The organism is Methylophaga sulfidovorans (assembly GCF_900114205.1).
Lineage (GTDB): Bacteria > Pseudomonadota > Gammaproteobacteria > Nitrosococcales > Methylophagaceae > Methylophaga > Methylophaga sulfidovorans.
The window spans coordinates 17,882-30,755 of sequence record NZ_FOSH01000002.1 but is presented as its reverse complement, the minus strand read 5'-3'; the positions used below and the strand labels follow the sequence as shown (position 1 = coordinate 30,755).

10 protein-coding genes are annotated in these 12,874 nt (G+C 43.0%); 5 read left to right on the top strand and 5 right to left on the bottom strand.

Features of this window, described 5'->3' with window-relative positions; translation table 11 throughout:
* Window positions 1-7: 7 nt before the first annotated feature.
* The 4 genes from BM232_RS01480 to dmeF all read right to left on the bottom strand — a co-directional run bounded on the left by BM232_RS01480 (window position 8) and on the right by dmeF (window position 5,811).
* Complete coding sequence (locus tag BM232_RS01480; RefSeq protein WP_091711431.1) at window positions 8-1,762, bottom strand: sugar phosphorylase; 1,755 nt, start codon at window positions 1,760-1,762, stop codon at window positions 8-10.
* Between the two features lie 12 nt (window positions 1,763-1,774).
* Window positions 1,775-2,998: a glycosyltransferase family protein gene (locus tag BM232_RS01475; protein WP_091711430.1), complete on the bottom strand. Its 1,224-nt coding sequence runs from the start codon at window positions 2,996-2,998 to the stop codon at window positions 1,775-1,777.
* Entirely contained in the window at window positions 2,991-4,763 is a 1,773-nt protein-coding gene (locus tag BM232_RS01470) for an HAD-IIB family hydrolase (RefSeq protein WP_245752790.1), read from the bottom strand. Before BM232_RS01470 ends, BM232_RS01475 begins: the two co-directional genes overlap by 8 nt.
* A 121-nt stretch (window positions 4,764-4,884) precedes the next feature.
* Window positions 4,885-5,811, bottom strand: a complete 927-nt coding sequence (dmeF, locus tag BM232_RS01465) for a CDF family Co(II)/Ni(II) efflux transporter DmeF (RefSeq protein ID WP_091711428.1) — start codon at window positions 5,809-5,811, stop codon at window positions 4,885-4,887.
* 496 nt (window positions 5,812-6,307) lie between these two features.
* Here dmeF and BM232_RS01460 point away from each other — a divergent pair, with 496 nt between their 5' ends.
* The 5 genes from BM232_RS01460 to BM232_RS01440 are packed head-to-tail and all read left to right on the top strand — an operon-like array spanning window position 6,308 to window position 12,325.
* Window positions 6,308-6,799 (top strand): formate dehydrogenase subunit gamma, encoded by a 492-nt coding sequence (locus BM232_RS01460; RefSeq protein ID WP_091711427.1) that lies wholly within the window; start codon window positions 6,308-6,310, stop codon window positions 6,797-6,799.
* Entirely contained in the window at window positions 6,799-8,340 is a 1,542-nt protein-coding gene (locus BM232_RS01455; protein ID WP_091711426.1) for a formate dehydrogenase beta subunit, read from the top strand. The genes BM232_RS01460 and BM232_RS01455 overlap by 1 nt, the downstream gene beginning before the upstream one ends.
* A 10-nt stretch (window positions 8,341-8,350) precedes the next feature.
* Entirely contained in the window at window positions 8,351-11,227 is a 2,877-nt protein-coding gene (gene fdhF, locus BM232_RS01450; protein WP_091711425.1) for a formate dehydrogenase subunit alpha, read from the top strand.
* Entirely contained in the window at window positions 11,227-12,057 is an 831-nt protein-coding gene (gene fdhD / locus BM232_RS01445; RefSeq protein ID WP_091711424.1) for a formate dehydrogenase accessory sulfurtransferase FdhD, read from the top strand. The genes fdhF and fdhD overlap by 1 nt, the downstream gene beginning before the upstream one ends.
* Before the next feature lie 13 nt (window positions 12,058-12,070).
* On the top strand, window positions 12,071-12,325 hold the full coding sequence (locus BM232_RS01440) for a formate dehydrogenase subunit delta (RefSeq protein WP_091711423.1): 255 nt from the start codon (window positions 12,071-12,073) through the stop codon (window positions 12,323-12,325).
* A 64-nt stretch (window positions 12,326-12,389) separates the two neighbouring features.
* Here the strand turns inward: BM232_RS01440 and BM232_RS01435 are convergent, their stop codons facing one another.
* Window positions 12,390-12,776, bottom strand: coding sequence for an acyl-CoA thioesterase (locus BM232_RS01435; protein WP_091711422.1), 387 nt, complete (start codon window positions 12,774-12,776; stop codon window positions 12,390-12,392).
* Window positions 12,777-12,874 lie beyond the last annotated feature (98 nt).

The window sequence follows — 12,874 nt, the reverse complement described above, 5'->3', positions numbered from 1 at the left end:
CAATACCTCAGCCATTTGTAATCCATAGCACTTGGTATGGTGCAACTGTAATAACGTCAGATGAACCATCAAGAATAACACCGCTAATCAGATCCCACCATCGATCTGTGACAACTAAGTTTAAGTTAGCTATACGAAGCGGTTGCTCAGTATCCGTAATATTATAGATGCAGAAGATGCTTTGTCTTCTGTCCATACTTTGTCGCCAGAAACCGAACAGTTTTTCGCCAAGGTGAAGTGTAAACTGAGTGGCATTAGGATGAAAAGCCCGTTGCTGTTTTCTCAAATGAATCAGCTTTTTTAGTAAACCAGATACCTGAGCATGCTGGGAGCTTGGTGTACTCAATTCTGTCATCAAAGCTTCTTCATCCCATTCATGACGATTGATAGAACGGTTTTGTTCAGTTTGTTCTAACTTATCAATATCATTACTGGTGGCAAGTAAACTATGAATATAAATGCCGGGAATACCTTCTAATGCCAACATGATGGCATGTGCACAAATAAAACGGTCTATATTCCACTCATCTTTGCCGGAAGTTGTGCCTTGCAGAGCATCAAACAATGAAATATTGATTTCATAAGGTTTTTTTACGCCGTTCTCACCTTCACGCCAGGATATACGTCCGCCAAATTGCTGCATAGTACTGATTAAAGAGGCAATTTCGGCTTCGCTGAGTAATCCTTCAGCAGGTCTAAGGCCAATACCGTCATGGGACGCAATAAAGTTGAAGTAGGCTGTACCGTGTTGCGCTGGCGGCATACTCATTAACCATTGTTTTAAATAAAAACAATCACCGGTGACAAGGGTATTCACCAGTAATGGTGGCAATGAAAAATTATAGATGCAGTGTGCTTCGTTGGCGTTACCAAAATAACTCAGGTTTTCCCGGTTAGGGATATTGGTTTCAGTAATGATGACTGCATCCGGATCGGCATGCTGAATTAAACTTCGCATTAAACGGACGACTTCATGGGTTTCTGGCAAATTAAGACAGTTAGTACCGATCTTTTTCCATAAAAAAGCGACGGCATCCAGTCGGAAAATATGAACGCCTTTATCCAGATAAAAACGGACTATGTTTATAAATTCCTTTAGGACCACAGGATTACGAAAATCAAAGTCCACTTGAGTATGACTGAAGGTACACCAGACATATTTTGTCCCATCATGTGTTTCTGTTTCACGTAATAAGGGACTGGTTCTTGGTCTGACGACCTGACTTATCGGAGTAGAAGGTGCTGTGGTATAAAAATAATCATGGCCTGGTCCATCCCCTTTAATAAAATTCTTAAACCAGGTACCACTGCTGGAGCCATGATTGATGACAAGATCCGCCATCAAACGGTAATCATTGGCGATAGCTTCAATATCTTGCCAGTCTCCTAAGGCTTTATTGACTTCGTAATAGTCCATGACAGCAAAGCCATCATCAGAACAGTAGGGGAAAAATGGCAAAATATGCACACCATTGATGTAGCCACTGACTTCTTTATTCAGGAAACGGTGTAGTGTTTTTAAAGGTGCTTCACCTTCTTTTTTAACACTATTACCGTAGGTAATCAGGATAATGTCGTTTTGATCCCAGTTATTTCGGTGCGGAAAACTTTCTTTGTAGTCCTGATTCAAGCGCATAATGTTGATGATGTCATCGCGTAATGTGTCCAGCGATAACTCAGGAGAAGTTTCAGCATAAATAGCGGTGAGATGATGGAGAACTGTCTCTTGTAATTGTTGTAGTTGCTCATCACTAGGTGTCATTTTCGGTGTTCCTTATGCAGAAAATTCCTGATAATCGGCTTCAACAGCCTCATATATTCTTTCAAAAATATCTGGAAGTGCACTTTGAACCCGGCTCCAACTCGGGGTAAAGGGGACTTCCATCGGATTTTCCAGGAACATCTGGCCTGCATCCATAATATTTTTAGCAAACATTTCCACCGACTCTTCTTCCTGATGAATATCAAAGTGCAGTCCATTCATCACAGCATCATTATGGTAGGTTTCCACAAAGTCGAGAGCGATTCGATAATAGGTGGCTTTCAGTGTTCGGAATGATTCCGGCGTGAAAACAGTGCCTTTTGTTGCTAATTTTCTGAATAGCGATTTGGCGATATCAATCGACATTTTTGATAAGCCAGCCTGTTGATCATCCGGTGATAATTCCTGATGTTTATGATCATAAACTTGGGCAACATCGACCTGACACAGTCTGTTATTGGCATAGTTACGATGCATTTCCGATAACACACCAATTTCCAGACCCCAGTCGCTGGGAATACGAATATCAGATAAGACATCACGTCTGAAAGAGAATTCGCCTGCTAATGGGTAGCGAAAGCTATCCATATATTCAAGATAAGGTTGGTTGCCAACGACCATTTTTAATGCGCGTATGAGCGGGGTGACCAATAAACGGTTTACACGGCCATTAAGTTTTCCACTGGCAACACGGGCATAATAGCCTTTACAAAATTCATAATTAAACATTGGGTTAGCAACTGGATAGATCAATCGTGCCAGTAAATCACTGGTGTAAGTCACGATGTCACAATCATGCAGGGCAATAGATTCAGTTTTACCTGAAGCAATGATGTAACCCATGCAATACCAGACATTACGACCTTTGCCTTTTTCTTTCGGTGCCAGCCCTAATGACTGTAGCTCTTCATCTATGGCAGTGAGTCTGGGGCCATCATTCCATAAAATGCGATGGTGTTGCGGTAATGTAGAAAAGAACTGAATTGCATGTCGATATTGATCAGCATCAGCACGGTCCAGTCCAATGACTATTTCAGATAAATAGGGGACGGTTTTTAACTGTTGAATAATTTGCGGTAAGGCGTCGCCTTCAAGCTCTGAAAAAAGAGAGGGCAGGAGTAATCCCATCGGTCTCTGTTTGCTGAACTGTACTAGATCACTTTCTAAATCAGCTAAGTGACGATTGGTTAGATTATGAAGTGTGGTAATAATCCCATTCTGGTGAAAATCAGCCATGATTGCCTCGGGGTAAGTTAAATGAATCGGAATGCAGCTTTGCATCGATGATTTGAGTGACGCCTTCAGCCCAACCTTTAGGACCAAAAAATGTGGACACAGTTAAATTATGTGTTCTGTCGATATCAGGTAGCCCATGCACAGGTGAACGGATGACTAAGGCATGATCCGCTTGTTCAAGCATGGCTTTGTCATTTTGGCTATCACCTATCGCTAAGGTTTGTATAACTTGTTCAGGCATCGCTTCCTGATAAATATTTGTTAACCATTTTAGTGCCTGTCCCTTATCACATTGCCCAGATACATGAATAAAACGACCACCTTCAAGGACATTGGCACCTAATGCGGAGAGCTCAGCAATAAACTGTTGTTTGAGATTGCCGTTGCCATGCCAGGAGATAGGTTCGCCAAACTCTCGTCTGGCTGCACAAGCCGCTGCGTGCACATTCAGACCGGTCATAGCAATAATGCCGTCGATGCCTGCATCAGCAAAGGTAACAAATTCATGTTGATATTGAGGTCGAAGCTGATTAATGAGCGACTGCCAGTAGCTGCGCGGCTGGACAAAACTTTTCACCCAGTACTTGCCTCGTTTCTCAGTCCCTTCCGGTTGTTTTTCAAAGTAACCTTCCGGAATATAAACTGCTGCGCCGTTTTCAATGATAAACGGATGCTGGTTAGTCAAACTGTCTCTGATTAATTCAACTTCAGCAGCGGTTTTACTGGTCACGGGAATGACGGGAATATGATTTTGTTCAAGCGCTGTTAAGGTTGGAATGGCTTCATCAAAATGATAGTTGTGATGATCCAATAAACTACCGTCCATATCGGTAAACACTAACCATTGGCAAGGCGAGTTAATCTTCAGAGCGGATCTAGCAGGTGTCGTTAATTTTGTTATCTGACGGTTTTCATCGAGTTCAAATAGATAGTTCACTTTGTTAGGCAGCGTGTTGAGGGTATTTTCGGTAATACGTTGATAAAATTTAATAAAGCGTCCGACCGCTTTTTCATCCATGATCTGTGTTTGCTTATCACTCTCTGACAAGCTTAGCTTTAATTTGTTTTCCTGCTCCAAGCGCCATTGATAAACACAATCAAATGATGGGGCTTTCAGCATGATCCAGATATCAATCAGCTCAAATAGTTTTGGATAAAAACGTGCTAATTGCTCATTAACATAGCGACGCCATGCCTGGTCTTTGTCTTCAATTTCTTCCAGATCATTGATAGGGTGAATAAGTGATGACTCATGTTGCGCTTCTGCACCTAAGCACCATCCTTCAAGTACGATCACATCAACAGGATGATTAATGACTTCTGCAGACTCAACAGGGAAGCGATCATCTTCTGCTTTATTGAAACGTGGGATGCTCACTGGAAATTGCTGATGGATGATCTGAGTAATAGTTCTTCTGGCAAGCGTTATATCATGCGTTCCTGGCACGCCTCGTGTAGCTAGAAGAGGATGAATACCCTGACCCAGTTGTGTTCGTTCCTGCTGTGTAAAATAGAAATCATCTAATGATAGAGAGACAACACTCAAGGAATAATGGTGAGTGAGAATATAAACAGCCAGCTGCGCTAGTGTACTTTTCCCTGATCCCTGTGCACCATTAATACCAACAGTAATTGTTCTTTTTGCATCATTTTGGTGCGAAGCTATTTCTTCTATTATGGGCAGATACCAGTCTCGTGCAAGAGTTTGATAACTATCAGGTAATTGATGTTTTTGAAGAAAGTCGCTGATGTCAATATTCAGCATATCCATATCTCTCAGGTGGCTTTAATTGATTATGGGTAGCTTAATGCAGTATTCGTACCGCCTATTTAGAATATTCAGCGAAGCTGGAGGTTTTCTTTAAAAATTCATTATAAATCAATTTTTAATGGTCACATAACTTATCGTGACATTGATTGACTTCGATAGTGATATGAGAAAGACGATCAAATTCGCTGAGTAATGACTTGTAATGATGGGTGGATTTAGGATCGGATGTCACGATAGAAATGATGGCAGCAAAGTGGTTTGCACTGACATGCCATATATGAAAATCAACGATACGATTATCAGCATCACTTTCAATACGGTTCTGGATAGCTTGGCTATAGGTCTTATCAATACTGCCATCGAGTAAGATTGGGCTGGTTTCTCGTATTAAGCCAATAGCCCAGATGCTAATAATGGCTGCACCGATAATACCCATCGTGGCATCTAACCATAGCCAACCAAGGTACATCGCACCAATGAGGGCGATGATGGCAAGAATGGAGGTCAAGGCATCAGCTAATACATGCATATAAGCTGCTTTTAAATTGTGATCATGATGTGAATGACTATGCCCATGACTGTGCGTATGGTTATCTTTTAATAACAGAGCACTAACCAGATTAACAACAAGGCCAATGACAGCAACAATGACAGCGGCACTGAATTCGATCTGATGTGGGTTAACCAGACGCTCAACTGACTCAAGTAACATCATTAAAGCCACAACGCCTAATGCAATCGCACTGGCAAAACCGCCCAGAACACTTACCTTTCCTGTACCAAAAGCAAATGCCGCATTGGCTTTATTTTTTGCTGCATAAGAATAAGCAAATAAAGTAATCAGGAAGGCGACGACATGAGTTGCCATATGCCAGCCATCAGCAAGCAGGGCCATAGAGCCAAATACTGTACCGGCGATAATTTCTGCAACCATCGTAACGATGGTGAGAAAAAGTACATATCGGGTACGCTTTTCAGCATGTGGGTTAACCGTGACAAAATCATGATCTTGTTGAAGGTCTTCAATAGTGCGCTGATGCATAGAATTCAGAGAATATTTGCCGATGAATAGTATGGCTATGCTAACAGAACTAATCGAAGAATTTGACACAAAAAAAAGGGGTGAACTTTTGTTCACCCCAAGGCTCAGCACGTAGACAAGAGAGAAATACAAACAAAATGCAGCTGAAAAGTTGTTTGTAATTAATAGTTAGCAGTAACCGTGCCAGTTTTTATTGTTAATTAAAATCAATGAGTTAGTGTGTTTCTGTCCAAAGCTGATGTTTTTTATGCACAGAGATGGTGCGAATATAAACCAGGTTGCACTTAATTCGGCCTCCATACCTGAGCAGGAAATTTTATGACTTTGTTCTGGTCATACTTTTATAAAAACTAGATAGTAATTCACAGTTTTTAAATATGCGTATAAATGCATATTTTTATCACGGAATCTCTATGCTAATGTCTTGTCAATAATAAAAATAAGATAAATCAAATATGTCAAGTTGTGCATATTTCAGATAACGGAGAGATATATAATGACAGTTGGTAAAGAATGGACTGAACAGTCTATTCAATTAATTATAGATGGACTAAAACATAAGCCTGGTGCGATGTTGCCCATCTTGCATGCGATTCAAAACGAAATTGGTTACATCCCTGAAAAAGCGGTTGCACAGATTGCTGAGTCTTTATTGCAAACGCGTGCAGAAGTTCATGGGGTAATCAGTTTCTATCACCATTTCAGAACTACTCCGCCTGGCAAACATACCATTGAGATATGTCGTGCTGAAGCTTGTCAGGCTGTTGGTTGCCGTTCTTTAGAAGCCCATGCTAAACAATCACTCGGTATTGATTATCATCAAACCACTGCAAACAGACAGTTTTCTCTGGAACCCGTCTACTGCCTTGGCAACTGTGCTACCGGCCCCTCGATCAGAATTGATGACGATATTCATGGCCGCGTCAGTCTGGAGCGTTTTGATGAATTAGTCGCTTCCCATCAGCAAGATATGAAGGAGGTCGGCTAATGAGTCAGCGTATTTATATTCCCTGCGATACAACCGCACTTTCTCTGGGTGCAGATCAATTAGCAGAAGCCATTCAGCAAGAAATTACACAACGTGGTCTGGATGCCACTATCGTTCGTAACGGTAGCCGTGGCATGCTTTGGCTTGAACCTCTTGTTGAAGTTGACACCGCACAGGGTCGTGTTGGTTATGGTGCCGTTAGTGCCCAGCAAGTTTCAGAGTTATTTGATGCTGGCATGCTGGAAGGCAATCAACAACATGAGAGCTGCATTGGTCTGGTTGAGGATCATCCATTCCTCAAAAAGCAACAAAGACTGACATTTGCCCGTTCTGGCATTACAGATCCAGTTTCAATTGAAGATTATATTGCTTTGGATGGCTTTAACGGCTTGAAAAATGCCATTGCAATGCAACCTCAGAATATTGTCGACGAAGTCAAAACTTCTGGCCTGCGTGGTCGTGGTGGTGCTGCATTCCCTACCGGTATTAAATGGCAAACCGTTTTAGATACCCCATCGGAACAAAAGTACATTGTATGTAATGCGGATGAAGGTGACTCTGGCACCTTTGCAGATCGTCTGGTCATGGAATGTGATCCTTTAATGCTGATTGAAGGCATGACTATCGCTGGTTTGGCCGTACATGCAACACAAGGTTATATCTATCTCCGTTCAGAATATCCAGTCGCTCATAAACTGTTGAATGAGGCGATTGAACGTGCTTACAAAGCTGGGTATCTGGGTGAAGATATTCTAGGCTCGGGCAAACGATTTGATTTAGAAGTGCGTTTGGGGGCGGGTGCTTATATTTGTGGTGAAGAGACCTCTTTATTAGATAGTCTGGAAGGCAAACGCGGCTTAGTTAGAGCCAAGCCACCATTACCAGCGATTGTCGGTTTGTTTGGACAACCGACCGTTGTAAATAACGTTCTGTCATTTGCTGCTGTGCCTTACATCATGGATAAAGGTGGTCAGTCGTATGCTGACTATGGCATGGGTCGTTCTCGCGGCACACTACCTTTGCAGTTGGCAGGTAATGTGAAGCAAGGTGGGCTGGTTGAACTCGCTTTTGGTATCAGTCTGCGTGAATTAATGGAAGATTTCGGCGGCGGTACGCTGACCGGGAAACCATTAAAAGCTGTGCAAGTAGGAGGTCCGTTAGGTGCTTATCTACCTGCCAGCCAATGGGATACTCCCGTTGACTATGAAGAATTCGCTGCTGTTGGTGCCGTATTAGGACACGGCGGTGTGGTCATGTTTGATGAAACCGTGGATATGGGAGAGCAAGCCCGTTTTTCAATGGAGTTTTGTAAAGTCGAGTCTTGTGGCAAATGTACGCCATGTCGTATCGGGTCCACACGTGGTGTTGAGGTTATTGACCGAATCCGTAATGGAGAAAATGCCAATGCCAACTGGGTCTTACTCGAAGACTTATGCGAAACCATGGTAGACGGTTCGCTTTGTGCCATGGGTGGGATGACACCATTCCCTGTACAAAGCGTAATGAAATATTTCCCAGAAGAACTCAGCGCATCGCGCTAGGAGTGACGAAATGAGAGTTGAAACATTTAATCCAAATAAAGACTACGGTACACCAGCTCGTGTATCTGAGACCTTAGTGACCGTAGAAATTGATGGTGTAGAAATCACTGTTCCTGAAGGGACATCAGTGATGCGTGCAGCATCCTTAGCGAATATTAATATCCCGAAATTATGTGCCACCGACAATCTGGAATCTTTTGGTTCCTGTCGTTTATGTGCTGTTCAGATTGAAGGGCGACGTGGCTATCCGGCTTCATGTACAACGACAGTTGATGAAGGCATGAAAGTCACTACGCAAAACAGCAAATTGGCGAAATTACGCAGAAACGTAATGGAGCTATATATATCGGATCATCCTTTAGACTGTTTGACCTGTCCTGCCAACGGTAACTGTGAGTTACAGGATATGGCAGGTGATGTTGGTTTGCGTGATGTCCGTTATGGTTATCAAGGTGAAAATCATCTGGATAGCGAGAAGGATAATTCCAACCCGTATTTCAGTTTTGACCCAAGCAAATGTATCGTTTGCTCGCGTTGTGTGCGTGCCTGTGAAGAGGTGCAAGGCACCTTCGCTTTAACCATTGATGGTCGTGGTTTTGACTCCAAAGTCGCTGCGGGTCAAGACGAAGACTTTATGGATTCAGAGTGTGTGTCTTGTGGTGCCTGTGTACAGGCGTGCCCAACTTCTACACTGATGGAAAAAAGCATCATCGAAATGGGCCAACCTGAACATAGTGTTGTCACCACCTGTGCATATTGTGGTGTAGGTTGCTCATTTAAAGCAGAAATGAAAGGCGACAAAGTGGTGCGTATGGTGCCTTACAAAGGCGGCGATGCAAACCATGGCCACTCTTGTGTGAAAGGTCGTTTTGCCTTTGGTTATGCGACGCATAAAGACCGTATCAAAGCACCGATGATTCGTGAGTCAATTACCGAGCCTTGGCAAGAAGTCAGCTGGGAAGAAGCGATTAACTTTGCGGCGACACGTCTGAAAGATATTCAGTCCAAATATGGACGTGAAAGTGTCGGTGGTATTACTTCATCACGCTGTACTAATGAAGAAAGTTATTTGGTTCAAAAATTAGTTCGTGCGGCATTTGGTAATAACAATACCGACACCTGTGCTCGTGTATGTCACTCGCCAACGGGTTATGGTTTGAAAGTAACCATGGGTGAATCAGCTGGTACGCAGAATTTTGATTCTGTGATGAAATCTGATGTCATCATGGTCATTGGTGCTAACCCAACGGATGCGCATCCAGTGTTTGGTTCATTAATGCGCCGTCGCCTGCGTGAAGGTGCCGATTTGATTGTGGCCGATCCACGTCATATTGATCTGCTGAAAACACCGCATTTGAAAAAAGCACAGCATTTAGCTTTACGTCCAGGTTCTAACGTGGCGCTGGTCAATGCCATTGCACACGTTGTAGTTACCGAAGGTCTGGAAGACAGAGCGTTTGTAGAAAGTCGCTGTGATATGGAAAGTTATGAAAAATGGCGTGAATTTATTCGTGATGAACGCCATTCACCTGAAGCGGTTGAGGCGACAACTGGTGTAGCAGCAGACAAAGTACGTCAAGCGGCCAGAACCTTCGCAACAGCGAAAAATGGTTCTATTTACTACGGTCTTGGTGTGACTGAACATAGCCAAGGTTCTACCATGGTTATGGGTATCGCCAACCTGGCAATGGCAACGGGTAATATCGGTCGTGAAGGTGTAGGTGTAAACCCATTACGTGGTCAGAATAATGTGCAGGGGTCATGCGATATGGGCTCTTTCCCACATGAGCTGCCAGGCTATCAACACGTTGCAGATGATACTGCACGCTCACACTTCGAATCAGTCTGGGGTGTGAAACTGGATAATGAGCCAGGCCTGCGAATTCCAAACATGTTTGATTCAGCCATTGCCGGTGAATTTAAAGCCTTATATGTTCAGGGTGAAGATATTGCTCAGTCTGATCCAGACACACAACATGTTGAAAAAGCCTTACGTTCTTTAGAATGCTTGATTGTTCAGGATCTGTTCCTGAATGAGACTGCTAAATTTGCACATGTCTTATTACCAGGCTCTTCATTCCTGGAAAAAAATGGCACATTCACTAACGCAGAACGCCGTATCAACCGTGTACGTAAAGTGATGCCACCAATAGCAGGTAAGGAAGACTGGGAAATCACAGTGGATTTATCTAATGCACTGGGATATCCAATGCATTACAACCATCCATCAGAAATTATGGATGAGATTGCTTCACTGGCACCAACATTTACAGGCGTGAACTATGATCGTCTTGATGAGCTGGGCAGTATTCAATGGCCATGTAACGATGAAAATCCAGTAGGTATGCCAACCATGCATGTGGATGACTTCCCGATTGGTAAAGGCCGTTTCAGTGTCACAGAGTATGTAGCGACAGACGAACGTACTAACAGCCGTTTCCCATTATTACTGACTACAGGCCGTATCTTGTCTCAATACAATGTGGGTGCTCAAACCCGTCGTACAGACAATCAGGCTTGGCATAATGAGGATGTATTGGATATTCATCCATCTGATGCTGAACTACGGGGTATCAAGGAAAATGATTGGTTAGGCATTACCAGTAGAGCAGGACAAACTGTATTACGTGCTCGCATTACTGATAAAGTCTTGCCAGGTGTGGTTTATACCACATTCCATCATCCTGGAAGTGGTGCTAACGTTATTACAACAGATAACTCTGACTGGGCGACTAACTGTCCTGAATATAAAGTGACAGCCGTTCAGGTTGAGAGAGTCAGCCAACCTTCAGAGTGGCAGCAAAACTTCAAATCATTTGAAGCCTTGCAGATGAAACTACTGAAAGGTGCAGCAGACACAGCTCACTCAGAGGTAGAAGCTGAGTAATGACAAGCGTTGATAAAACGACGGTCGATGTTGAGGTAGCCATTCATAAAAATGAATCGGCTACCCAATATCAGCATGACGATATTGCCGTTGAAACGCCTGTTGCATTGGTTTACAACACGATTTCTCATGCGGTGATGATGGCGACACCAGCTGATTTGGCTGACTTTGCTTTGGGTTTTAGTTTGACCGAGAATATTGTTGATAACGCCGATCAGGTCAGCCATATCCATGTGCAGTCGAATAGTAATGGCATCAGCGTACGTTTGATGATTGATGATGAGAAGTTTGATGCATTACGTGAACGTCGCCGTAGCTTAGTAGGGCGAACAGGTTGTGGTTTATGTGGTGTTGAATCGCTTAAGCAAGCCATCCGTCCTATTGAACCTGTTCAATCTGTACAAGTCGCAGATGATGTTATCCAGATCGGATTGAATAACATCAAACAATACCAACAGTTACAGCAAGTGACAGGAGCAACCCATGCTGCTGCCTGGTGTGATCTTGAAGGTAATATCGTACTGACAAGAGAAGATGTTGGCCGACATAATGCACTGGATAAATTAATCGGCGCACATGTTAAAGCCGGCTTATCACCACACGAAGGGTTTGTATTGGTCACCAGTCGTGCCAGCTATGAGATGGTGCAAAAAGCGGCCAGTGCCGGTTTTGGGTGTCTGGTAGCGGTATCTGCACCTACTTCACTTGCGATTGAGCAAGCTCAGCTTGCTAGATTGAAGCTGGTTGGCTTTGCCCGTTCTGGTCGTCATGTCATTTATCACGATCCGTTTACTCAACATGATAACGAAATAGCCCGTAGGGCAATGTAAGGAAAGTAACAAAATGAGTCATAGTCCGGTTGAAACTTTGGTCAAAATGATTAACCAAATTGCGGCTAATAATCGCGCTTATGAAGACAAAGAAGCAGCAGAACGTGTTGCCAGTCATATCAAACGCTTTTGGGCCAGAAAAATGAAAGAAGACTTAGTGGAATATCTTGATGCGGGTGGTGCTGATCTTGATCCCATCGCTAAAGAGGCAGCTGAACAGGTAAAAAATGGTAGAAAAGAAGCTACTGCCACCAAGCAAGCTGTCTGAGTAAACTTCTCATTTTAAGAAATAAATATAAGGCCGTTAAGGCCTTATATTTTATGTATCGAGCTCATTTCTGAGTAATAGCCGCGGGCTGGCGGTTTTCATCAATATGCACATAAACAATATCGGCTTCTGCCACTTTCATTGTTGTTTCATTCTTCCCATCGCGACGTTCAATTAATACAGTCACTTTCACGGTAATAGACGTTGTGCCAATACGCATTGTATCCACATAAATACTAACAATATCAGCAACGAGAACGGGCGCGATAAACTGAAAATTATTGACGGCGACAGTGACAACACGGCCTCCAGCAATACGGTTAGCATAAATGCCACCGGCAATATCACATTGCGACATTAACCAACCACCAAAAATATCACCAGCGATATTGACATCACTGGGTCTAGCCATAATCCGTAAAACAGCATGCTTATCGAGTGGTAACTCCATCGATTATCCTCGCTTATAGAAAATCAGATTTTACATATATATTGATAACGTAATGTTTATTAACGTGTTATCAGATAATAAGGCAGCGTTATTAAAAA